We start from the raw sequence: 23,474 nt of genomic DNA, 5'->3' as shown, positions 1-23,474 counted from the left end.
CGATCGGCGTCGAATCATTCCGCGCCTAGCGTGCGGACATGGATTCCAAACGGTTCACCCTCGGCGAGGCGCTGACGCTGGTGGCGGCCTATCTGGGGCTGTTCGTCGGGCTCATCGACGCCAACGCGGTCAACCTGGCACTGCCTGCGATCCGCGCGGATCTCGGCGGCGGCATCTCCGGCGCGCAGTGGACCGTCGACGCCTACAACATCGCGTTTGCAGCCATGTTGCTGACGTCGGGTTCGCTCGGCGACCGGCTCGGCAGGCGCCGCGTGCTGCGTATCGGGCTGACGGCCTTTGTCGTCGCATCGGTCGCGTGCGCTGCTGCGCCGTCGCTGTCGGTGCTGCTGGCCGCCAGGGCGGTTCAGGGTGTCGCGGCCGCGGTGATGCTGCCGCAGGGGTTGGCGATCGCCGCGGCGGCGTTCCCGGACCCGGTCCAGCGGGGGCGGGCGACGGCGGCATGGGCGGTGGCGGCGGCGACGAGCGCCGCGATCGGCCCGATCCTGGGCGGCGTGCTGACCGACACGGCAGGCTGGCGCTTCATCTTCTGGCTCAACATGCCCGTCGGACTGCTGGCGGTCGCGATGACGCGGCGGCTGCCCGAGTCGCGTGACAATGCCGATTCGCCGGTCGACATCCGCGGCCAGTCGCTGGCGGCCTTCGCGCTCGCCGCGTTGACGCTCGTTCTCGTCGAGGGACACACGATGACCCCGGTGTGGACCGCGCTGCTGGCCGTCGCCGCCGCCGTCGGCGCCGTGGGGTTCATCGCCAGCCAGCGCGGCGCGGCGCACCCGATGCTGCCGCTCGACCTGTTCCGCAGCCGCCGCCTGAGCGCGGCACTGTTCGCAACGTTCGCCATGACATTCGGCATCTACGGGATGCTTCTGGTGAACAGCTTTGTGTTCCAACAGCAACGGGGTGCAACAGCGTTGGTCACCGCGCTGTGGTTTCTCCCGATGCCGGTGTCGTATCTGGTGCTCATCCCGTTCGTCAACGCGCTGACACATCGCATCGGGCCGCGGCTGCCGATGACGGCGGGTCTGTGTCTGATGGCGGCCGGTCTGCTGCTCTACGCCCTCGTGGGGCCGCACGCCCGCATAGGGCTTCTGGTGCTGTCGTTCGTACTGGCCGGTGCGGGGCTGGCACTCAACACCGGCCCGGCGGTGGGGCTGGCGATGGCATCGATCCCGTTGCGGCGCGCGGGGCTGGCCTCGGGCGTGGTGAACCTGGCCCGACTGGTCGGTATTACCGTCGGAGTAGCGGTGTTGGGTAGTGCAATGGCGACTGCGGGTGCCCACGCCGCGATGATGATCGGCGCCGCGGTCCAGTTGTCGGGCGCCGCGGTGGCGGCGCGGTGGGGACGTGAGGCTTCGGCGACGACGAGCGGGTCGAGGAGAGAGGTGAGCCATGCGTGAAGTCGCTGAGTTACCTACCAGGGGCGACGCCGATATCGCCGCGGTGGCCTCGCTGCTGGCAGATCCGGCCCGGTGCAAGGTTCTGCTCGCACTCAACGACGGACGCGCGCTGCCGGCAAGCGTGCTCGCCGAGGAAGCCGGGATCAGTCGTTCCACGGCGAGCAGCCATCTGAGCAAGCTGACCGAAGCAGGTCTGCTGTCGGTGGAGACACACGGCAGGCACCGCTACTACCGGCTGGCCGGGCCGGAAGTCGGCGAGTTGCTCGAACACCTCGTCCGGCTGGCGCCGCCGCGGCCGGTGAAATCGCTGCGGGAAGGCACTCGCGCCGCCCGATTACGTTCCGCCCGAACGTGTTACGACCACCTCGCCGGCCGCCTGGGCGTGCAGATCATGGACAGTCTGCTGCAGCGTCGAGTCCTCGTCGGCGGTGACGGCCGCTACGATCCGCGACGCGACGGCCATGATGCCCTCAGCAGCCCGGGCCACGACGTCCGCTACGAACTCACCAGCCGCGGGCGCGCCTTCCTCACCGACATCGGCGTCGAATTACCCGGCGGCAGAAGGCCACTCGTACGGTACTGCATCGATTGGACCGAGCAGCGTCACCATTTGTCGGGCGCCTTGGGGCGAGCGGTGCTCGACCGGACGCTGTCGGCGGGTTGGGTCAAACGCCCGCCTCGCGGACGCGCGGTCATCGTCACCGATGCGGGGCGCGCGGCTTTGGCCGATGTCTTCGGAATCGACTGGGAAACCTGATTATTCACGTCAAGTCGATGACGATCTTGCCGAACGGACCACGATCGAGGTGATCGAGCGCCGCAGGGAACTCGGCCATGGGGTAAGCGGTGTCGATCACCGGTTTGAGCCCGTTTCGGTCGACTGATGCGACGAGATCCTCGAGCGCACGGCGGTGACCGGTGCCGATCCCGTGGATCGTGATGTCCTTGAGCATCAGCGGCATGACAGGTGCGGAGATCTCGAATCCTTCGAGGGCGCCTATCTGGAGGATATGGCCACCGACCGCGGTAACGGCGACCGCCTCTTTGAGATGCGCTCCGCCAACGATCTCGAGGACGTGGTCGGCGCCGTGGTCCCCGGTAAGACGCAACACCTCTTCGACCCAGTCGTCGCTTCTGCGGTCGATGACGTGGTCGGCGCCGATCGCCTTGGCGCGGTCAAGTTTTGAGGCGCTGCCGGACACAATCACCGTCGCGCCGCACGCCTTGGCGATCTGTACGCCGAAGAGCGACACCCCGCCGGTGCCCTCCACCAGCACAGTCTGGCCGGGGCCAACCCGTCCTCGCTCGACGATGGCGAACCACGCCGTCAACCCCGCACACGACAGGGTGCACGCCTGCGCGGGCGTCAACGTAGCCGGCGCGCGCACCAACCATTGCTGCGGAGCTGTCACGTATTCGGCGAGAACGCCTGGGTAGTAACCGCCGAGCGTGCGATAAGGCGGCGTCCTGGCATCGCCCGGTCGCACACCGTCGATCCAGCCTGGCGTGCATGTGGAGATGACGTCGTCACCGATCTCGAAGCGGTCCACATCGTCACCCACCGCGACCACGGTGCCTGCCAGATCTGATGCGGGCGTGAAGGGGAACGCAAGCGGCAGCCCTCGGCCCATCTCGATCACCATCTTGTCGCGGTGGTTCAGCGCGACAGCGTGCACCCGGACCAGCACCTCGCCCCGTGCGGGCGCAGGCATCCCGACACTGCGCAAGGTCAACCGGTCTCGCCCGATACCGTCCAGTTCCCAGCGCAGCATCGTCTCGCCCACGGCTCCCCCTCACGTGCAAGCACACTCCTGGACTCCAACACGAGTCACCATGACGTATTCCGCGGCGATGTCTCCTACACCGCCTGACTCCCACGCCCGCGTGAGCGTGCGCAAACTCGGGAATTTTGCCGGCGTGTCGCCCGCAGACACGCACGCTCGCCGGAAGGGAAAAGGGGAAAAGAGGAAAGGGGAAAGAGAAAACGAGTTAGCGGGTGGCTTTTTTGCGTTCGATGTCGGCCAGCGCCGCGGCCAGCTTGGCCCGTTCGGCCGCCGACGTGTCCCAGGCGAGCTTGCGGTTCTTGACCACCTTCGCCGGCGCGCCCACCGCGATCGAATAGTCCGGGACATCGCCCTTGACCACCGCATGCGAGCCCAACACGCAGCCGCGGCCGATCGTGGTGTTGCGCAGGATGGTGACCTTGGTGGCGATCCAGGTGTCGGGGCCGATCCGCACCGGGCCCTTGACGATGCCCTGGTCCTTGATCGGCACGTTGATGTCGTCCATCTTGTGGTCGAAGTCGCAGACGTAGACCCAGTCGGCCATCAACACCGAATCCCCCAGCTCGATGTCGAGGTAGGTGTTGATGACGTTGTCGCGGCCGAGCACCACCTTGTCGCCGATGCGCAGCGAGCCCTCGTGGCACCGGATCGTGTTCTTGTCGCCGATGTGCACCCAGCGGCCGATTTCCATCGTGGACAGCTCGGGCGTGGCCTGGATCTCCACGCCTTTGCCGAGGAAGACCATTCCCCGGGTGATGATGTGCGGATTGGCCAGCTTGAATTTCAGCAGCCGCCAATAACGGACCAGGTACCACGGGGTGTAGGCGCGGTTGGCGAGCACCCATTTCAGCGACGCCAACGTGAGGAATCTGGCCTGACGCGGGTCGCGGAGCCGTGACCCCCGCCAGCGCTTGTGTAACGGCGCGCCCCACATCGTCGTCATGGCCGGAAAGCCTAACGCGAGGGATGCACGTCGCAACGGTTACCCTCACGTGGGCCCATCAATGGAAGCGAGAAGGGATCGCGTGTTCCGCCGACTCATCGTGCTGGCGTCAACGGCGCTGATCACGAGTGCTCTGGCCGGTTGCGGCAACACCGATTCCTGGGTCGAGGCGCATGCGTCCGACGGTTGGCCTGCCCAGTACGGCAACGCCGCCAACAGCAGCTACACCGCGCTGGCCGGAGCCGAGGCGCTCAAGCTCGAATGGAGCCGCTCGGTCAAGGGTGAGCTGGGCGCATCGGTGGCGCTGGGGTCGGGCCAGTATCTGGGGGTCAACGCCCAGACACGGGCGGGCTGCTCGCTGATGGTGTGGGAGGTCGACAACAACGGGCGGCAACGCTGGTGCACCCGGCTGTGGCAGGGCGGTGAGCTGGCCAGCCCGCTGTTCGACGGCTTCGACAACCTCTACATCGGCCAGCCCGGAGCGATGCTGTCCTTCCCGCCGACGCAGTGGATCCGTTGGCGCAAACCCGTCATCGGCATGCCCACCACGGCAAGGATTCTCGAGCCAGGCCATCTGCTGGTGGTCACCCACCTGGGGCAGGTTCTGCTGTTCGACGCTCATCGCGGCTCTGTCATCGGCACGCCGCTGGACCTGGTGGCCGGGGTCAATCCGACCGACGCGCAGCGCGGTCTGAGCGACTGCAGGCTGGGCCGGCCGCGCTGTCCTGTCGCCGCTGCACCGGCGTTCGCGTCGGGCTCGTCGATGGTGGTGCTGTCCGTGTGGCAGCCCAACACGCCCGCCAACGTGCTCGTCGGCCTGAAGTACCGTTCCGACCGCAACCCGATGCTGACGCAGGCATGGACCAGCGACGCCGTCAAAGCCGGGGTCATCGCCAGTCCGGTGGCCTCAGCGGACGGGTCGACCATCTACGTCAACGGCCGCGACCAGAAGCTGTGGGCGCTCAACGCCGCCGACGGTGAGCCGAAATGGTCGACGCCACTGGACTTCCTGCCGCAGACCCCGCCGTCGGTCTCCCCTGACGGCCTGATCATCGTCGGTGGCGGCCCGGGCGCCAAACTCGTCGCGATCCGCGACGGCGGCGACCGCGGTGAGGTGGCGTGGAGTCGCGACAACGTCGAGCCGCTGACCACCTCCAGCCAGGCCGGCGAAAACGTCGCCTACACGGTCGTCAAGGACGGCGACGACGGTCAGGCGCTGCTGGTGTTCGACCCCACCGACGGCCGCACGGTCAACAGCTATCCGCTGCCGGAGGCCGAGGGTTATCCGGTGGGTGTGTCGATCGCCCACGACGGCCGCGTCGTCGCCGCCACGAGTGCCGGCCAAGTGTATGGTTTCGCGCCGGAATGACCCATGACAGTGATCGCGTCAACTAACAGGGCGTTCACAGAAACGAAACGCATGGCGACCGTCTTTCTGCCAGCATGCAGTCTGGCTCGGGCTCGCGGAGCAACGTAGGCATTTTCGATCGGGGGGTGTGCTGAAGCTATGTCTGAATTGTTGGAGACGCTCAATGGGTATGTCTGGAGCAACGCCCTCGTCTATCTGTGCCTAGCCGCCGGGATCTATTTCTCCATCCGGTCGCGATTTGTTCAGGTCCGGCAGGTGCCGGAAATGATCCGGCTGATGCTCAAGGGTGAGAAATCCCCCTCGGGCGTTTCCTCTTTCCAGGCGCTGACGATGTCGCTGGCGGGTCGCGTCGGCACGGGCAATATCGCCGGCGTCGCGACGGCCATCGCCTTCGGCGGGCCAGGCGCGATGTTCTGGATGTGGGCCGTCGCCTTCCTCGGCGCGTCGACGTCGTTCGTGGAGTGCACCCTTGGCCAGATCTACAAGTCCCGTGACCGCTTGACGGGCGAATACCGCGGCGGCCCTGCGTATTACCTCAGCAGGGCGCTTGCACACACCTCCGCGCGACCCTTCTTCAAGGCGTACGGCTTTGTCTTCGCTGCGGTCACGGTGCTGGCGTGCGGGCTTCTGCTGCCGAGCGTGCAGTCGAACTCGATGGCCTCAGCGATGAACTCCGCGTGGGGCTTCAGCAAGTGGTGGGTGGCCGTCGGGACGGTCATCGTGCTGGCGTTCGTCATCATCGGCGGGGTCAAGCGGATCGCGGCGTTCGCATCGATCGTGGTGCCGTTCATGGCGGTGGTGTACATCGTGCTGTCGCTGATCATCGTTGTGGTGAACGCCGATCGGGTGCCCGCGGTGATCGAGACGATCCTCTCCAGCGCCTTCGGTTTCGACCCCACGTTCGGGGCGATCCTCGGATTGGCGGTGATGTGGGGCGTCAAGCGCGGCATCTACTCCAACGAGGCCGGGCAGGGCACTGGGCCGCACGCCGCAGCCGCCGCTGAGGTGTCCCACCCCGCCAAGCAGGGTCTGGTCCAGGCCTTCGCCGTGTATGTGGACACGCTGTTCATCTGCTCGGCGACCGGTTTTTTGATCCTGTGCACGGGCGCCTACCGGGTGTTCGACGGCGCCAGCGCCCGACGGGGCCGTCCTGGCCGACGGCGGACTGCTGCCGAGCGACACCGAAGTGGGGCCGGCCTTTGCGCAGGCCGGATTCGATACGTTGTGGAGCGGTGCGGGATCGACGTTCATCGCGATCTCGCTGGCGTTCTTCTGCTTCACGACGATCATCGCCTACTACTACATGGCGGAAACCAACCTGCGGTTCATCCTCGGCAGGTTCGCTCCGATCCCCGTGCCGTACATCCGCGGCACCGTGGGGTCCAACCTCACGATGCTGTTGCAAGCGCTCATCCTGGTGTCCTGCGTCCTCGGCGCCGTATCCACCGCGACGGAGGCCTGGGTGCTGGGCGACATGGGCGTGGGGCTGATGGCGTGGCTAAACATCGTCGGGATCATCATCCTGCAGCAACCCGCCTATCGGGCGCTGTGGGACTACGAGAGGCAGAAGAAGGCGGGCCTTGATCCGACGTTTGATCCGCTGGCCCTTGGCATCAAAGGCGCGACGTTCTGGGAGAACTACGACCCGGTCGCTCGCCGACCTCGCGAGTCCAGCACGACGTGACGCCGGGCGAGATCAGGCCATCATCCGGGCCACCGGCCCGCGCGGAATGGTGACCTGTACGCCTCCGACCGATTCCGGTTGCAGCACGCCCTGGTCGAAGAAGAACACCAGCGTGTCGTTGGTGATCGCGAAGTCTTCGTAGGTCGACGGGTTCAGGCCGACCTCGGGTGCGATCGTCGGCTTGGTCCCCGTCTGCTTCTCCAGCTCGGCCGACACCAGCGAGAAGATGTCCGGCCACGGATTGGTGCCCGGCGCAAACAGCGGCTGGATCTTGTCGGAACCGCCGGTGTCGATCGCGATCGGCTTGCGGTAGCCCTGGTCCCAGTTGAACGCCTTGAAGAACGTCTGCGGACGGACGCCACCGACGTCCTCGAACACCTTGAACACGAGCGACTGCGTGCCCCGCGGCGGCACCGCCGAGTTGTACTCCGTCGGCTCGACGTCCAATTGGTATGGCCTGGTACGCGAGTCGGGAGATTTCGCCACGTTGACGAAGCCGTCGCGAGTCTGCTTGACCCAGTCGAAAACCGCCTGGGCGTCGGGATAGTCGACCGGGTAGATGATGCGCAGCGAGTAGCCGGCATCGCCTTCCTGAATCACGCAATCCTGTCCCGCGAGCGTCCCGTTTACATCCGAGCACTTCGGCGGTGCCGCCGACGCCGAACCGGCGCTCACCACGGTGGCGCATCCGACAGACACCGCGACGGCGACAGCGAGAACCGAGAAGGGAATTCGCATCGATGACATCCTCTTGGGCCGGAGCGGCACAGTAGCCGCCGACGCCAGAATATAGATCAGGCCGCGCCGCGGCCTCATCGCGAGGGTCGACAGATGAATGCCGTTGCCCGACTTGCCGTGCCGGTGCCGATGCGGGCCAGCACCACCGACAGCCGCTGGGAACCACGCAACTTCAGCCGCCGCCGAAGCGGATCGGGCTCGACGTCGAGGCCGCGCACCAGAATCTCCACGGCACCCGCGTCGTGAGCCGAAAGCGCCTGGCGCAACCGTTTCTCGCTGAACGCGATCTCGTCGAGGACCTGGAAGCCGCGGACGCCGTCGGGCAGTCGGTCACCGGACAGGTAGGCGATGTCGGGGTCGAGTTGCCAAAGCCCGTGCCGGGCCGCGTAATGGCGGACCAGCCCGGCCCGAACCACGGCGCCGTCGGGGTCGACGATCCAGCGCCCGGCCGGAGCCACCGGACAGTCGTCGGGCTCGGCGTCGGTGATCTCCTCTTCTTGGTCCAGCAGGGTGGCGCGACGCCGCACACCCTCCTCGGCCAGGCTGGCCGACCATAGGCACGCCTCCCGCACCGAGCCACCCAGCGAGGTGACCTCGATTTCACCGTCGAACCCCAGCCCGGCCAGCGCAACGAAATCGATTCCGGGGGAGCATTTTATGACGAGATCGCGGCCGCGGTAGACCGCCAGCAGTTGATCAAGCGGCGGCATGAAGTCGAGCGGATCGAAGCGGCGCCGCCCGGACGCCCTGCGCGCCGGGTCGGCGAGCACGACGGCGTCGCGGGTAATCGGAGCCAGCGCATCGGCACGACACAACGGAACATCGCCGACGTTGTGCCGGGCCATCGCAAGCCGCACCGGATCGATGTCGCTGCCCACCACGAAGCCGGCCGAATCACGCAGCGCGGCAAGCTCTGCGCCGATCGAGCAGGTGCCATCGTGCACGATGGCACCGGCCAGTCGGCGGGCCCGATGCTGCGCGACCGGTTGCGCGGTGGCCTGCTGCAGCGCGTCGTCGGTGAACAACCAGTGCGATGCGTCGGCGAACTTCGCCGCGGCCCGGCGACGCAACAGCACCGTCTCCACCAAAGTCGGTGCGCGATCGCCGAATTCGCGCCGGATCGAAGCGACGTCGGCGATGCGGGTGGCATCCGTCAGCGGGTAGGCGTCAACATCGCGCAGCGCCTGCTCCCCCGCGTCGCTGCACAGATAGGCGACGGCGTCGAGGTCGAAATCTACGACGGCTTGACCCCGGTCACCATGACGTTGTAAAACCAGCCCTTCGGCACCACCCGGCTCCACAGGTTGGCGTCCACCCAACTCAATGTGATCCAGCTGTTGAACGCGAATTTCGCCCAGCCCCAGCCCAATCGACCAAGGGGCACGGCGGCTTCGAACGTCCGGATCGGCCAGCCCACCATTGCGGCGGTGAACTCGGTGGTGGCGGTCGAGACGTCGACGGCGCCCGCGTTGCGCGACATACGCTCCAGATCGGCGGGCGAGAACGTGTGCAGGTCGACGATCGCCTCCAGCGCGGCCGCGCGCGAGGACTCATCGAGTTCGGCCTGCGGGCGACGCCAACCCGACAACCCAGGCAGCTTCGTCACATTCGTCACGGCGCGCCACGTCAGCGTCGACAGCGGACGGGCGTAGTTCTCCCCCGCGTTCGTCGGCTCACCGGCGAAGATGAACCGCCCGCCCGGTTTGAGCACCCGAACCACTTCGCGCAGCGACTGTTCCACGTCAGGAATGTGGTGCAACACGGCATGGCCGACGACCAGATCGAAGGTGTCGTCGTCGTACGGAATGCGCTCCGCGTCGGCCACCCGGCCGTCGATGTTCAGTCCGAGGTTTTCGCCATTGCGGATGGCGACCTTCACCATGCCCGGCGACAGGTCGGTGACCGACCCGCGGCGTGCCACGCCCGCCTGGATCAGGTTCAGCAGGAAGAAGCCGCTGCCGCAGCCCAGTTCCAGCGCGTTGTCGTAGGGCAGCCTGCGTTGCTCGGAGTCCGGGACGGTGGCGTCGAACAGGTCACGTGCGTAGTCGACGCAGCGCTTGTCGTAGGAGATCGACCACTTCTCGTCGTAGTTCTCGGCTTCCCAGTCGTGATAGAGCACCTGGGCCAGCTTGGAGTCGTGGCGGGCCGCCTCGACCTGCTCCGCGGTGGCGTGCGGGTTCGGCGCCGGATCGCCGTCGACAGCGGACGGAGCGCGGGATTCCTGAAGATCCATGCGGGGCAGCCTAGCGTCCGGCGTCAAACGAGGCCTTGGCGGCGGCGATCACCTGCGGGGAATGGTCGACCAGGCGCTGCGCCCAGGCCACGGCGGCGTCGTACACGGCGTCGGGGGCCACCATCTCGTCGACCAACCCGAGCGCCAGCGCCTCCTTGGCGCCGACGAAGCGACCGGTGAACACCAGGTCTTTGGCCTTGCTCTCGCCGATCGCGCGCGCCAGCCGAGACGTCTCGCCCGGCGCGAAACCCGACAGGATCTCGGTGGCGCCGACCTTGACGTTGTCGCCCGCCACCCGCCAGTCGGCGGCCAGCGCCAGCGTCAGGCCGCTGCCCAGCGCGTAGCCGGTGATGGCGGCGACGGTCGGCTTCGGGATCGCGCCGAGCGCGTCGACGGCGCGCCGACCGACCTCGGCGGCTCCGGCGGCCTCCTCTTCGGTCAGCGTCTGCAGCACCGTCACGTCCTCACCAGCGCAGAAGATCTCGTGCCCGCCGAACACGATCACCGCCGCGATGTCTGCGCGCGTACCGACTTCCTCTGCGGCGCTGATGATTTCGCGATACATCTGGCGGGTCAGCGCGTTGCTCGGCGGCCGCGACAACAGCAGCGTGCCGATGCCGGGATGCTCGTCGAAGCAGTGCACGCTGACGAACTCCCTCACGGGGTGCGCCCTCCCAGCGCCTGGTTGTAGCGCTCGCCGTCGAAGAACTCGAATTCCAGGTTCCCGTTGGTCACGGTCATGTTCGGCGAGACGGGCACGATGCGGCGTTCGACGGCGAGCACCTCGGCGACGGTGTGCCCGGCCAGCGAGTCGAGCTGCGTCCACGTCGGCGGCAGCAGGAAGCTGCGATGGGCGGCGAAGTCCTCCAGCGCAGCTTCGGGGGTGATCCAGTCGGCGTGGTCGGACTCGGTGTTGTCGCCGTCGGCGCGCTGGCCCTCGGGAAGGGCCCCGACGAAGAAGTAGGTGTCGTAGCGGCGGGTGCGCTCCTCCTTCGGCGTCACCCAGTTGGCCCACGGCCGCAGCAGGTCGGCGCGCAGCATCAGCTTCTCGGCGCGCAGGAACTCGGCGAACGACAGCTCCTTGCTGACCAGCGCGGCCCGCTCGTCGCGGTATACCGCCGCGTCGTCGACCAGCAGGTCGGGGTCATCGGCCGCGCCCGCGAACAGCACACCGCACTCTTCGAAGGTCTCGCGGGCGGCGGCGCAGACGAGGGCCTCGGCCAGTTCAGGGTCCACATTGAGGTGTTCGGCCCACCAGTGCTTGTCGGGGCCGTGCCAGGCGATGTCGGCGTTGCGGTCACGGTCGTCGACACCGCCGCCGGGAAACACCATCACGCCCCCGACGAAGTCCATCTTGCGGTGCCGCCGCATCAGGAACACTTCGATCCGGCGGGCGCCGCTGTCGCGGATCAGCATCACGGTGGCCGCAGGCCGCGGCACGAGGATCTCCTCGCTCATGCCCGTCTCCTGTGCGCGGCCCGGCTCCTGGTGCGGCGGGCGAAGTAGCGCCCGTCGATGTAGTCGAGCGCGATGGACTGGCCGAACGCCTTCGACAGGTTCTCCGAGGTGAGCACGTCCGCCAGCAGGCCTGCGTCGACGACCCGGCCCTCGGACAGGATCAACGCGTGGCTGAAGCCGCGCGGTATCTCCTCGACGTGATGGGTGACCAGCACGATCGCCGGCGAGTCCGGGTCGGCGGCCAGATCCTCGAGCCGCGCCACCAACTCCTCGCGGCCGCCGAGGTCCAGCCCGGCGGCGGGCTCGTCGAGCAGCAGCAGTTCGGGGTCGGTCATCAGGCTGCGGGCGATCAGCACGCGCTTGCGCTCACCCTCCGACAGAGTCTCGTACGTGCGGTCGGCCAGGTGTTCGGCCCCCACGCTCTCCAGCATGTCGATGGCCTGGACGTAGTCGATCTCGTCGTACTGCTCGCGCCACCGGCCCAGCACCGCGTAGCCGGCCGACACGACGAGGTCGCGGACAAGCTCGCCTTCGGGCACGCGTTGCGACAGCGCCGAGCTGCTCAGCCCGACGCGCGAGCGCAGTTCGGACATGTCGGTGCGGCCCAGCCGTTCGCCGAGCACGAAGGCCGTGCCTGAGGTCGGATGCTCGATCGCGGCGGCGATGCGCAGCAACGAGGTCTTGCCTGCCCCGTTCGGGCCGATGACCACCCAGCGCTCGTCGAGCTCGACCGACCAGGTGACCGGCCCGACCAGGAGTCGATTGTTGCGCCGCAGCGTGACGTTCGCGAAGTCGATCAGCAGGTCGGGGTCGGCGCTGACGCTTGCGGAGTCGGACACCCGCCCATCGTAGTGACTTGGGCCTCGGCCGCTCAGGTCCCCATGCTCTCCGCGCGCATCGGCAGTCCGAGCAGCTCGCGAGTTTCGGCAGGCGAGGCCGGATGCCGGTCGTACTCGGCGCAGAGATCCGCGACGCGGGCGACCAGTTCGGCGTTGGAGGCGGCGAGTCGCCCCTTGCTGTAGAAGATGTTGTCCTCCAGCCCGGTGCGGACGTGGCCGCCGCGGGCCAGCGCCCAGCGATTGGCGTCCAGCTGGTAGCGGCCGGTGGCCATGCACGTCCACGTCGCGTCGGGGATGAGCTCCCGGATCTCCGCGGCGAAGAAGTCGACCAACGACTCCCTCGGCGGCAGCGCGTTCTTGATGCCCATGACCAGCTGCACCTGCGGCCCAGCGTTGAGCAGACCGCGCTGCAGAAGGTCGGCGGCCTTGTACAGCATGGCCATGTCGAAGACCTCGATCTCCGGCTTGATGCCGAGATCGATCAGACGCTTGGCGACGTCCTCCACGACATCGGGGGGGTTCTCGTAGATGCCAGTCGGGAAGTTCACCGAACCGGTCGAAAACGATGCCATTTCCGGCCGCAGTTCCAGGCAGGCGAACCGTTCCTCGATCGTCCTGCCGCGCGCACCGGTCGAGAACTGCACCACCATGTCGGGGCAGGCTTCGCGGATCCCTTGTTCGACCTCCCCGTACAGCGCGGGATCGGAGGCCGGGCGCTCGTCGGCGTCTCGAACATGGACGTGGCAGACCGTCGCGCCCGCCTCGTACGCCTCGATCGCCGAGGCGACCTGACGTTCGGGAACCACCGGGACCGCGGGGTTGTCGCGGGTCGTCGGAACGGCGCCTGTGATCGCCACGGTGATGATCGCGGGAGTCGTCATGTCATTGCCTCCTGTTGGATGTGCGTGCGCGCCAACCGTTCCGCCAGATATGACGTGGTGTGCGTGCCGTCGATGAACTCGGGTTGGTCGAGCAGCCACCGGTGAAACGGCAGCGTCGTTGCGACGCCGTCGATCTCGAACTCGTCCAGGGCACGGCGAGCGCGTCGGATGGACTCGTCACGGTCGGTGCCGTGGACCACCAATTTGGCGATCAACGAATCGTAGTACGGCGATACCGTCCAGCCGCTGTAACAATGTGTGTCGCAACGGATTCCCGGTCCGGATGGCGGGTCGAACCTGGCGATTCGCCCCGGCGACGGGCGAAAGTCGGCGGTGGGATCTTCGGCGGTGATCCGGAATTCCATGGCGTGCCCGCGCGCGACCGGCGAATCGATACCGTCGAGACGCTCACCGCCGGCTACCCGCAGCTGCCACGCAACGAGGTCGACGCCGGTGATCTCCTCGGTCACCGGGTGCTCGACCTGTATGCGGGTGTTCATCTCAATGAAGGCGAAGTCGCCAGTCGCCGTGTCCAATAAGTACTCGACGGTCCCGGCACCCCGATAGTTCGCGGCAGCCGCCAGACGCACCGCGGTTTCCGAAAGGTTGTTTCTCACGGAGTCGGTGAGGCACGGCGCAGGCGCCTCCTCGACAAGCTTTTGATGGCGACGCTGCACCGAGCAGTCCCGCTCCCCCAGCGACACCACACCGCCGTGGTGGTCGGCCATCACCTGGACTTCGACGTGTCGCACCGACGACAGGTAGCGCTCCACGTACATGCCGTCGTCCCCGAACGCACCGCTTGCCTCCTGCCGGGCGAGCGCCAGCGCAGGCATCAGCTCTTCTTCGCCATGAACCACCCGCATCCCTTTACCGCCGCCGCCGGCACTTGCCTTGAGCAGCAACGGGTATCCGTGCTCTCGGCCGAACTGCACGGCTTCGTCGTCGTCGCGCAGGATGCCGTCCGAGCCCGCGACGACGGGTACGCCGGCTCTTGCCGCCAAGGCACGTGCGCGGGCCTTATCGCCCATCTGCGTGATGGTTTCCGGATCCGGCCCCACCCAGGTCAAGCCGGCCGCCGCGACCATGCGCGCGAAATCGGCGTCCTCTGCGAGGAATCCGTATCCGGGATGCACGGAGTCACAACCGGAGGCTTGCGCGACGTGTACGAGCGCCTCGCGCCGCAGGTAGCTGGCGCTGGCGGAAGGTGGGCCGATATGCACGGCGCGATCGGCCAATGCCACATGGCGAGCGTCACGGTCGGCGGTGGAGTAGACGGCGACCGTTTCGATGCCGAGATCGCGTGCGGCGCGCAGAACGCGTACGGCGATCTCACCGCGGTTTGCGATGAGAACGCGCTTAAGCCTTGGCATCGCTCACCGCACCACGCTCAATCGCAATCCGGGGCGCTCCAGAGAAATGCTCTGCCCCGCAGGTCCGCTGCGCAGCCCCTCGATGAGCTGTGCCAGTGGGTCTGTGGCCGAGGGGTATACCGGCGCGCCGCGGCGGCGTGCCTCCCGCAGGCCGGTCAGCTCCTGGTCGGAGTAGAACGCGGCGAGCAGCAGGTCGTCGTCGGAGTCGAAAGGTCCACGCTCGCGCCGGAGTTCGGGTAGCGCGGGCGGGATGAGTTCGCCTGCCCGGCCTCCGAACGGCTCCGAGGGTCCAGTCGCAAACACGCGGTCGGCGACATTGGGGTCGACCTCGCCGGCCAGGCGCCCGTAGTGGCCGCGCACGTACTTGGCCACCTCGTCGGGGATGGTGCCATACCGTTCGTCGCCGAGCACGTTCAACATCGCTTGCGCGATCACGAATTGCGCGAACGGACTGACGAGAATCGGATAGCCGAGATCGATGCGGACCTGTTCGGCCTCGGCGAGAATCTCCTCCGCGCGATCCTCCAGGTTCATCCGCTTCAGGTCGACGCGCAGATTGGAGATCATCCCGCCGGGCACCTGGTGTCGATACAGGTCGGGGTCGAAGCGGTTCGGTACCGCGAGCGGGAATCCGTAGCGGTGGGCGACGCCGGTGAAGTAGTCCGTCATCGTGGCCAGTCCGTCGCGGTCCAGTCGACTCTCGATGCCCTCCTTGGCCAGGTGCCGCGCGCAGTATTCGGTAGACGGCAGGGACGCACCCCCGGCGAGCGGATCGCTCGCCGTGTGCAGGATGTCGACGCCCAGTTGCGCCGCCTCGAGGTAGCACGGCTCGGCCATTCCCGACAACGAGTGCGAGTGCAACTCCAGCGGAACATCGCCGATGACCGCTTTGAGTGCGGGCACGAGTGTGCGCACACGGTCGGGAAGCAGTAACCCCGAGGGGTCCTTGATCATCACGGTGTCGGCGCCGAGTGCGACGAGTTCGCGGGCAATCCGCTGGTAGTACTCATCCGTGTGCACCGGTGACAGCGTGTAGACGAGGGCCGCGGCGACGTGCAGGCCCTCCTCCTTGCCCACCCGCACCGACAGTTCCAGATTGCGGGTGTCGTTCAACGCGTCGTAGACGGTGATGCGGCGCATCCCGTTCGCCCGAATTCGTCGGATCGTCAGTTCGACGACGTCGTCGGCGAAAAACCGGAAGGTGAACAGACTCTGGCCGCGCGTCATGATGTCGATCGGAGTGGCCGTCACTCGCTCGGCAACGAGGCGCATCCGCTCCCACGGATCCTCGTGCAGAAAGCGGACGCACACATCGAACACGGCGCCGCCCTCGAGGTTTATCCAGTCGAACCCGATACGGTCCATCTGCTCCGCGATCGGCAGGATCATCGCGTTCGTCATCCGAGTCGCCCACAGCGACTGGTGACCGTCGCGGGTCGTGACGTCGACGTAACGCATCCTCTTGGCGCTCATGCCGGTTCTATCCAGATGAGCGGCTGGCCGAACTCCACCAGAGCGCTGTCCGCTGCGTCGATCCTGGCGACCTTTCCGGCCACTTCCGTCTTGAGTTCGGTGAACAACTTCATCACCTCGACGAGGCCCACCGTGTCGCCTGCGGCGACGACGTCACCGGCCTCGACGTACGGCGGCTCCTCCGGCTTGGGTGACCGGTAGAAGGTGCCGACCATCGGCGCAGCGACCGCGATCCAGTGGTCGGGGACCGCCGGCGCCTCGTCGACGCTGACCGTCTGCTGCGGTTCCGAAACGGCCGCCTCCTTGGCCTCGGAGTTCGCCTGCGCCACAGTGGGTTTCGTTTCGGCAGCGGTGGTGTCGCCGTTGCTCACGGTCGGCTCACCGTGCCGGATCCGCAGCCTGAGGTCGCCCCATTCGAGATCAACGTCGGAGGCGTCGATCGCCTGAATCAATCGGAGGATCTGTCCGACCTCGGCGAACGTCAGATCCGGCATCAGCCCTCTCCTTCCCGACCGTGGGTCGGCCCGCAAAGACTATTTTGGAAAGGCTTTCCAACTCATTCGAGTCTCGCTTTCTCACACTGCCGCTGTCAAGGCATCAAGCCCTGTCACGTGCAGAACGCCCTCTACGCGACCCCAACACGACGGAATCGAGATGTACGCTCACACAAAAACGCTGTACTGCGACAATGACTGACACAACGGAGGGCTCGCTGATGGTGAGCACGCCAAAGCCGCACAGTGTTGGCGGCAACGCGGCCGCGGCAGGCACCGGCACCCAGGCGATCAGCCGCACCCTTGCCGTTCTCACTCTGTTTCGCGAGAGCGAGGGTGATCTCGGCATCTCCGACATCGCGAAAAGTCTGACGCTCAGCGTCAGCACTGTGCACCGAATCGTGCGGGCCCTCGTCGACGAGGGTTACCTGAGTCAGGACCTTGCCACCGAGCGGTACACACTCGGCCGCTCGGCGATGCTGCTCGGCGAGGCGGCCAACCGGCGTCTCGGCCTCGACCGCGCCAAGACAGTGGTCGAACGACTCCGCGACGAGTTGGGCGAATCGGTCAATCTCGGTGTGCGGGACGCCGGGGAAATGGTGGTGGTGATCAGCGCCGAATCCAAACAGCTGCTGCGGTTTTCCCAAGCGCCGGGTAATCGGTTGCCGGTCCACGCAACCGCCATGGGCAAGGCGATGCTCTCCCACAGCGCTCGGTCCGTCGAGGACGAGGTCGCGGCGCTGGACATGCCGCTTCGACGGCTCACGAGGAAGACGATCACCTCGCCGACGACTCTGTGCAGGGAGCTGACCTTGATCCGCCGACGCGGGTACAGCATCGACGACCAGGAGGCGATCGAGGGCGTGCGATGCGTTGCCGTGCCGATCCTCTCGCCGGAGGGCGACTTGCTCGCCGCGATGGGCGTGCAGGGGCCAGCGGTACGGATGACCGACGAGAAGCTGAAACGGGCTGTGCGACCGCTGCGTTCGGCCGCACAGGAAGTGGCGCACCTGCTGCCGCCGCGCCCGCTCTGATACCGGCCGCAGTCATAGCTGGTTGACTGCGCTGGGATGTGCGGGTCGGCACTGCCACCCCACCGAGTGCTCGACGGCGCGGGCCACGCGCAGGATCTGCGGTTCACCGTCGAAGCGGCCGACAATGTGCAGCCCGAGCGGCAGGCCGTTGTTCGTCATCCCGCACGGAACCGACACCGACGGGAGTCCGAGAAAGCTTGTCGGCAGCAAGAAACGGCGTACCTGCTCAAGGTCATCGGCCGATGCGCCGAGCAGTGGCGGCGCAATCGGCTGTGTCGGCGTGATCAGGACGTCAACCGAATCGAATAGCGCACCGATCTGCGCCTGCATCGCTGACCGGTCGGCGAGCGCATCCCGGTAGAAGTCGTCGCTCACCGCTGCGCCGCGGTCGAGGTTGTTGCGCACCACGGATCCGAGCAGCGATCGGTCGCAATCCGATGCGGGTAGCGCTGCCATCGCCTGGTTGAACTCGTACAGCAGAACCTCGAAGAGCCTGTGGCAGTCCAGCTCGGTGTTGAGCGCGGGGAATTCGACTTCGCCGACCCGGGCGCCGAGTTCGGTGAGCGCGCTGATGGCCGCTTGCGTCGAACGTTCCACATCCGGGGCGAGACCGACCATCGAAACGTTTTCGATGAGACCGACCGTCACGCCGTGAAGGTCCACCGCCGACGCGTCCGGTTCGGAGACGATGAGCCGACCGGTCATCGCATTCAGCAGAAGCGCCGCATCGTCGACCGTGCGGGCGATCGGGCCTGCGACGTCCAGTGTCATGGCGCGTGTGAACGCGCCCGCGATATCGACAGCTCCGTAGGTCGGCCGGACACCTACCACGCCACAGACACTCGCGGGGAAGCGGATCGAGCCGCCGGTATCCGAGCCGACACCGCCCAGGGTCAGTCCCGCAGCGACCGCCGACGCCGTGCCGCCCGACGACCCGCCCGATGAGTAGTCGCCGTGCCACGGGTTCGGCATGTCACCGAACGTCTCGTTGCGTCCCGTGACATCGGCTGCAAACTCGGCAAGGTTGTTCTTGCCGAGAAACACCGCGCCTGCCACGCGCAGCCGCCCCACGACGGCCGCGTCGGCTCTGGCTTCGGTGGCGTGCACACGTGAACGCGAGCCTGCGGTCGTGCGCACGCCCGCGACGTCGAACAGGTCCTTGATCGCGATCGGAATGCCGTGCAGGGGACCACGATCGACGCCGGCAGCCAGCTCCGCGTCGAGGGCCGAAGCCTGGCTCAGCGCACCGTCTGCCATGACCGTGATGTAGGCGTGCAAACTCGGGTCGAGCGCGGCGATCCGGTCGAGGTGAGATGTCGCAAGCTCGACACAGGTGAGCTCTCCGCGGCGGAGGTGGGCGCCTGCCGACGCGATCGTCAGCGATTCCTCGCTCACTGCTGCGGCATTCGCCCTGGTTGCGGAGTCACCTCGACGTCGGCCCGCGGGACATCAGGCTGCTTTTCTCTGTCGGACAGGTCAGTACCCAGATCCTCCATGTTGCGACCGCTTGTCTCCTGGCCAAAGAAGAACATCGGCGCGGCGAGCAGGACCATGGATATGGCCGCTGCGGTGAGCACCGTGGTCACCCCGAAACCCGCGATCAAACCGGGCAGGAAGGCAACCAGGATGCCACCGGTCAGGCCGCGGCTTACCATCTCGCCGACGCTCGTCCCCAAACCCCGCAGCCGGGTCGGATACTGCTCTGCCATATACATTTTCGGGATGGAGAAGCTGCCGAGCCCGAACCAGGCCGTCGCGAGCGCTCCGATCACGACGACGACGATTCCGACGACCGGTTCGAGGGTGAGCAACACCAGGCCGATGGCCGCGACCACCATGTACACCGCGAAGACCGGCTTGCGGCCTCGCGAATCAGCGAGCCTACCCTGATAGAACACGCCGAACGCCGAGACGAACATCATCACGCCGGTATACAACAGCGAGTTCGACTTCGTGGCCCCGAGCATTCCGAAGATGGTGGGAGCGTAGGTCAACATCGTGTACCAGACGATGAACGAGGCGGTCAGCGCCGCATAGGCGATCACGCTGCGCCGGAGATAGGGCGCTTTCAGTAGCTGGCGCATCCGCATCGATCCGCGTACCGCGGAATCATCGAGGACGGCCAGGATTTCGGGGTCGACAACCGTCTCGTCGTGGGCGATGCCCGCTTCGTCCTCAATGCGCGTGACGAGCTTGCGCACGTCCTCGCGGGGAGCTTCGGAGGCCTGCCGTGTTGCCTTGCGGAGCTGGAACCGAGGACTCTCGGGCACCCACTTGGCAAGAACGGGTATCAGCAGCAAGGGCAGGCCGCCGATCAAGCAGGGCACCCGCCACGACCACTCGGTGTCGAAGGTGCTCACCGCCCACAAGCCGACCAATGCGGGAAGCGTGTAACCGCCGTTCAGTACCCACTGCGCGTAGCCCATGATCCGGCCGCGCTTCTCCTTGTTCACCAGCTCGGAGATCATCAGGTACGGCACAGGGAAGATGGCGCCCTCGCCAAGGCCCGCGACGATTCGCAGGATGATCAGCACAACGAAGTTCGGCGAAAACGCGCTGAGCAGCGTGAAGACCGAGAACATCGCGGTGCCGACCATGAGGACCTTTTTTCGGCCGTACAGGTCGGCGAGTCGGCCGGCCGGCAGCATGCCTGCGAGCAACCCGATGGTGCCGGACGCGCCGAGCAGTCCGATCTCGCCCGAGGACAGTTCCCAATGCGGTCCCAGCACCAGGATCAGCACGCTCACCAGGCCGATGTCGAACGATTCGAGGAGCCAGACGAGGACGACGACACCGATGCCGACGCGAAGCGTCCGCGTGACAGGCGCCCGATCGAGCCGCGTCAGTAGGTTTGCGTCGACGAAAGTTGTGGACCGGTCCGCAGGATTCGACGGCATCGATGCCCTTCCATAATCTGGAAAGCTTTTCCAAAGTGATGCAGGTCATCGTGCACCCGCCTTGTGAAGTCTGTCAAGAACAGAGCGCCGAGTTCAGCACGGTGGGGCTACACCGGGACCGCCAGTTATGTCGACGACGACGTCGCTTTCGATCGCGTTGCCGTCACTTAATCAGTGTTTGCTCCCCTTCCTGGTCCTTCTTTCGTGAAACATCCTGTCGTGCAACATCACACACCCCCTCGGCCGATGCACCCGTCGCACGCTTGTCGTTTGCTTCGACGACCGACGCCCATCCACTGCGCGCGAGCACGCGCCGAGGCGTGACCCTGACGAAGAACTGCACGAGCGGGCCGATGCCGAACGCGTACAGGACGGTGCCGATGCCGACGGTCCCGCCGAGTAGCCAGCCCACCGCCAGCACGGTGGCCTCGATCGAGGTGCGGATCAATCGCACCGACAGTCCGGTGCGCATCACCAGCCCGGTCATGAGGCCGTCGCGGGGGCCTGGACCGAGGCCGGCGCCGATGTAGAGCGCGGTGGCGAACGCGTTGAGCACCACCGCGCCCACCATCATCGCAATCCGCACCGGAAGCGACGTCGGCGTCGGCAGAAGCGCAAGGCTGACGTCCACCGAAACGGCGATGCCGATGACGTTGGCCACGGTGCCGATCCCGGGCCGGTTGCGCAGGGGGATCCACGCCACCAGCACGCCCACCCCGACCACCGCCGACGCGGCGCCGATGGTCATGCCGGTCTTGCGCGACAGCCCCTGATGGAACACGTCCCACGGGTCCAGACCGAGCCCGGCCCGCACCATGATCGCCATCGAGAGCCCGTAGCAGGCCAACCCGACCACCAATGCAGCGGCTCGCGCGAGAGCCTCACGCATGGTGCGGGAAGCGGATCCGTATCAGCTCGAGGTCGTGCTGCACCCGCTCGGCGTCCCGGTCGACGAACTCGGCCGGGATGCGTTCGACGGGTCCAAACAGCCTGGACAGATTACGGGCCAGTCGAGATATCCAATTCGTACTCATGGACTCCAGAATCTGCGCCGACTGGCTTGCCTTTCAATAGCCAGTCAGCGCATACTGGCTTGCAAATGACCGTTGATATGCCAGCCAGAGCGCTCGACGTGGACCTACTGGCCCGCGAGCTGGGCAACTGGCGCACATCCAGTCGAAGTGGCCCGGCCTACCACGGCCTGGCCGACGCCATCCGGCTGTTGATCATCGACGGACGGCTACCGGTCGGCGCCCGGCTGCCCAGCGAGCGCGCGATGGCCGACCGGTTGCGGGTCTCGCGCACCACGGTCACCGCCGCCTACGCGCAGCTGCGCGAAGACGGCTATCTGCACGCTCGCCGCGGTGCACGCAGCACCACGGCTCTGCCCGTAACCCCCGCCGCGCGCACCGAGATCTCCGCGCCCGCGATGAGCCTGGCCGCCGCCGCACTGTCAGCGCCGGCGGCCGCGGTCAGCGAGGCGTTCATGAACGCCACCCATGACGTGACGCCCTACCTGCACGAGCCGGGGCACGAACTCGTCGGCGTTCCCCCGCTGCGCCGGGCGATCGCCGAAAGGTATTGCGCGCAGGGGCTTCCCACCGATCCCGACGAGATCCTGGTGACGACGGGCGCACTGCACGCCATCGGCCTGGTGCTGACCACCTACGTGCAGCCCGGCGATCGGGTGCTGGTGGAGCAGCCGACGTATCACGGTGCGCTGTCGGCGATTACCACCGCGGGCGCGCGGCCCGTTCCGGTGGCGCTGACCGAGGACGGCTGGGAACTCGACGCGGTACAGGCCGCCATCCAGCAGCTGTCGCCCAACCTGGCCTACTTCATCCCCGACAACCAGAACCCGACCGGGATGACCATGCAGGCGGAGGACCGAAAGCGCTTGGCGGGCATCATCGCCGAGACCAGAACGCGCACCGTCATCGACGAGACCATCCGCGACATGTGGCTCGATGATGCGGTGCCAGAGCCGATGGCGACAGCGTTGACGACGCGCCGTGATCTGGTGCTGACGATCGGGTCGATGTCGAAGTCGTTCTGGGGTGGCCTGCGGGTGGGCTGGATCCGCGCCGAACGCGCCACCATCGCCACCATTGCCGCGCTGCGCCCGTCGGTCGACATGGGCACGCCGGTTCTCGAACAATTCGCCGCCGCAAGGCTTCTCGCCCAATGCGACGAGGTGCTGCCGGAGCGGCGCGACATTCTGCGAACGCGGCGCGCCTTTCTCGTCGACCTGCTGGAGCGCCTGCTGCCCGACTGGGAGCCTGGCCCCGGCGTCGGCGGCATGTCACTGTGGGTGCGGCTGCCGGCACCGATGAGCACCGCGCTGGCCGCCGCCGCGTCGCGCATGGGTCTGGAACTGCCCGCGGGGCCGCGTTTCGGCGTCGACGGCACGCTCGAGCGGTTCGTGCGGGTGCCCTATGCGCTTCCCGAAGAACAGCTTTCGGCGACGATCGAGGTGCTGGCGCGCGCGTGGCACAGCGTCACCGGCTCGACGGCCCCGGAGCCGAGCACCGTCGTCGTCTAGCTCTCCCCCGCGAGCCTCTCTTCCGCGAGCAGACGCTTATGCCCGCAAAACCCCAGGCGATTTCAGGCAGTGGATGCAACAGCGGGTGGTTTTGGCGGGTTTGAGAGTAGCTCGTCGAGGACTTCAGCGGGTTTCTTCCAGCCGAGGGTTTTGCGGGGTCGGGTGTTGAGTTGGGCGGCAACGTAGTCGAGGTAGTCGGCCGGGAACACTGATAGGTCGGTGCCTTTAGCAAAGTATTGGCGCAGCAGCCCGTTGGTGTTCTCGTTACTGCCGCGTTGCCATGGCGAGTGCGGATCGCAGAAGTAGATATCGAGCTC

The 23,474-nt window shown here is 66.9% G+C and carries 22 protein-coding genes and 1 pseudogene; 6 read left to right on the top strand and 17 right to left on the bottom strand.

All coding sequences use genetic code 11. The features are described 5' to 3' along the window. Positions 1-38 precede the first annotated feature (38 nt). Together CQY20_RS03425 and CQY20_RS03420 are read left to right on the top strand one after the other, a co-directional pair. Positions 39-1,415: an MFS transporter gene (locus CQY20_RS03425; RefSeq protein WP_097938262.1), complete on the top strand. Its 1,377-nt coding sequence runs from the start codon at positions 39-41 to the stop codon at positions 1,413-1,415. Further along, positions 1,408-2,172: an ArsR/SmtB family transcription factor gene (locus CQY20_RS03420; protein WP_097938261.1), complete on the top strand. Its 765-nt coding sequence runs from the start codon at positions 1,408-1,410 to the stop codon at positions 2,170-2,172. The genes CQY20_RS03425 and CQY20_RS03420 overlap by 8 nt, the downstream gene beginning before the upstream one ends. A 4-nt stretch (positions 2,173-2,176) precedes the next feature. Here the strand turns inward: CQY20_RS03420 and CQY20_RS03415 are convergent, their stop codons facing one another. Then, positions 2,177-3,199 (bottom strand): zinc-dependent alcohol dehydrogenase family protein, encoded by a 1,023-nt coding sequence (locus CQY20_RS03415; RefSeq protein ID WP_234816082.1) that lies wholly within the window; start codon positions 3,197-3,199, stop codon positions 2,177-2,179. A 205-nt stretch (positions 3,200-3,404) separates the two neighbouring features. Beyond that, entirely contained in the window at positions 3,405-4,142 is a 738-nt protein-coding gene (locus tag CQY20_RS03410; protein WP_097938260.1) for an acyltransferase, read from the bottom strand. Between the two features lie 82 nt (positions 4,143-4,224). Here CQY20_RS03410 and CQY20_RS03405 point away from each other — a divergent pair, with 82 nt between their 5' ends. Together CQY20_RS03405 and CQY20_RS03400 are read left to right on the top strand one after the other, a co-directional pair. Further along, complete coding sequence (locus CQY20_RS03405) at positions 4,225-5,511, top strand: BamB-related PQQ repeat family beta-propellar protein (RefSeq protein WP_097938259.1); 1,287 nt, start codon at positions 4,225-4,227, stop codon at positions 5,509-5,511. A 138-nt stretch (positions 5,512-5,649) separates the two neighbouring features. Beyond that, positions 5,650-7,195 (top strand): annotated as a pseudogene (locus CQY20_RS03400) (alanine/glycine:cation symporter family protein). A 12-nt stretch (positions 7,196-7,207) separates the two neighbouring features. On the opposite strand, the gene CQY20_RS03395 reads toward CQY20_RS03400, so the two are convergent. The 10 genes from CQY20_RS03395 to accB all read right to left on the bottom strand — a co-directional run bounded on the left by CQY20_RS03395 (position 7,208) and on the right by accB (position 16,684). After that, a complete protein-coding gene (locus CQY20_RS03395; RefSeq protein WP_097938383.1) occupies positions 7,208-7,933 on the bottom strand; it encodes an esterase in 726 nt (241 codons plus the stop codon). Positions 7,934-8,007: 74 nt separating this feature from the next. Continuing rightward, complete coding sequence (locus CQY20_RS03390; RefSeq protein ID WP_097938382.1) at positions 8,008-9,210, bottom strand: THUMP-like domain-containing protein; 1,203 nt, start codon at positions 9,208-9,210, stop codon at positions 8,008-8,010. Further along, on the bottom strand, positions 9,168-10,166 hold the full coding sequence (locus CQY20_RS03385) for a class I SAM-dependent methyltransferase (RefSeq protein ID WP_097938258.1): 999 nt from the start codon (positions 10,164-10,166) through the stop codon (positions 9,168-9,170). Before CQY20_RS03385 ends, CQY20_RS03390 begins: the two co-directional genes overlap by 43 nt. 10 nt (positions 10,167-10,176) lie before the next feature. After that, entirely contained in the window at positions 10,177-10,827 is a 651-nt protein-coding gene (locus CQY20_RS03380) for an enoyl-CoA hydratase (RefSeq protein WP_097938257.1), read from the bottom strand. After that, positions 10,824-11,624, bottom strand: coding sequence for an NUDIX hydrolase (locus CQY20_RS03375; RefSeq protein WP_097938256.1), 801 nt, complete (start codon positions 11,622-11,624; stop codon positions 10,824-10,826). The genes CQY20_RS03380 and CQY20_RS03375 overlap by 4 nt, the downstream gene beginning before the upstream one ends. Next, positions 11,621-12,463, bottom strand: coding sequence for an ABC transporter ATP-binding protein (locus CQY20_RS03370; protein WP_097938255.1), 843 nt, complete (start codon positions 12,461-12,463; stop codon positions 11,621-11,623). Before CQY20_RS03370 ends, CQY20_RS03375 begins: the two co-directional genes overlap by 4 nt. A 32-nt stretch (positions 12,464-12,495) precedes the next feature. Then, positions 12,496-13,344, bottom strand: coding sequence for a 3-oxoadipate:acetyl-CoA acetyltransferase (locus tag CQY20_RS03365; RefSeq protein WP_097938254.1), 849 nt, complete (start codon positions 13,342-13,344; stop codon positions 12,496-12,498). Further along, positions 13,341-14,717, bottom strand: a complete 1,377-nt coding sequence (locus CQY20_RS03360; protein WP_097938253.1) for an acetyl-CoA carboxylase biotin carboxylase subunit — start codon at positions 14,715-14,717, stop codon at positions 13,341-13,343. Before CQY20_RS03360 ends, CQY20_RS03365 begins: the two co-directional genes overlap by 4 nt. A gap of 3 nt (positions 14,718-14,720) precedes the next feature. Next, positions 14,721-16,190: a pyruvate carboxylase subunit B gene (locus tag CQY20_RS03355; RefSeq protein WP_097938252.1), complete on the bottom strand. Its 1,470-nt coding sequence runs from the start codon at positions 16,188-16,190 to the stop codon at positions 14,721-14,723. Next, on the bottom strand, positions 16,187-16,684 hold the full coding sequence (accB, locus tag CQY20_RS03350; RefSeq protein WP_097938251.1) for an acetyl-CoA carboxylase biotin carboxyl carrier protein: 498 nt from the start codon (positions 16,682-16,684) through the stop codon (positions 16,187-16,189). Before accB ends, CQY20_RS03355 begins: the two co-directional genes overlap by 4 nt. Before the next feature lie 20 nt (positions 16,685-16,704). Here accB and CQY20_RS03345 point away from each other — a divergent pair, with 20 nt between their 5' ends. Next, positions 16,705-17,718 (top strand): IclR family transcriptional regulator, encoded by a 1,014-nt coding sequence (locus tag CQY20_RS03345; protein WP_337424865.1) that lies wholly within the window; start codon positions 16,705-16,707, stop codon positions 17,716-17,718. Between the two features lie 12 nt (positions 17,719-17,730). On the opposite strand, the gene CQY20_RS03340 is transcribed toward CQY20_RS03345, so the two are convergent. From CQY20_RS03340 to CQY20_RS03325, 4 genes are all read right to left on the bottom strand, one after another. After that, a complete protein-coding gene (locus CQY20_RS03340; RefSeq protein WP_097938249.1) occupies positions 17,731-19,113 on the bottom strand; it encodes an amidase in 1,383 nt (460 codons plus the stop codon). Next, the gene (locus CQY20_RS03335; protein WP_097938248.1) at positions 19,110-20,615 is read right to left on the bottom strand and encodes an MFS transporter; all 1,506 of its coding nucleotides are present in this window, start codon (positions 20,613-20,615) and stop codon (positions 19,110-19,112) included. The genes CQY20_RS03340 and CQY20_RS03335 overlap by 4 nt, the downstream gene beginning before the upstream one ends. A gap of 163 nt (positions 20,616-20,778) precedes the next feature. Next, positions 20,779-21,504, bottom strand: a complete 726-nt coding sequence (gene yczE, locus CQY20_RS03330; protein WP_234816081.1) for a membrane protein YczE — start codon at positions 21,502-21,504, stop codon at positions 20,779-20,781. Further along, positions 21,497-21,649 (bottom strand): hypothetical protein, encoded by a 153-nt coding sequence (locus CQY20_RS03325; protein WP_165789238.1) that lies wholly within the window; start codon positions 21,647-21,649, stop codon positions 21,497-21,499. Before CQY20_RS03325 ends, yczE begins: the two co-directional genes overlap by 8 nt. A 65-nt stretch (positions 21,650-21,714) precedes the next feature. Between CQY20_RS03325 and yczR the strand changes: the two genes are divergently transcribed. Beyond that, positions 21,715-23,157, top strand: coding sequence for a MocR-like transcription factor YczR (gene yczR / locus CQY20_RS03320; RefSeq protein WP_097938247.1), 1,443 nt, complete (start codon positions 21,715-21,717; stop codon positions 23,155-23,157). A gap of 62 nt (positions 23,158-23,219) precedes the next feature. Here the strand turns inward: yczR and CQY20_RS03315 are convergent. Next, the coding region (locus tag CQY20_RS03315) for an IS30 family transposase (protein ID WP_109789712.1) at positions 23,220-23,474 on the bottom strand (255 nt) is incomplete at its 5' end.

This window comes from Mycolicibacterium agri, assembly GCF_002553505.1.
Classification (GTDB): domain Bacteria; phylum Actinomycetota; class Actinomycetes; order Mycobacteriales; family Mycobacteriaceae; genus Mycobacterium; species Mycobacterium agri.
Note: the sequence above shows the minus strand (reverse complement) of the source record. Positions and strands in the feature narration are given on the sequence as shown.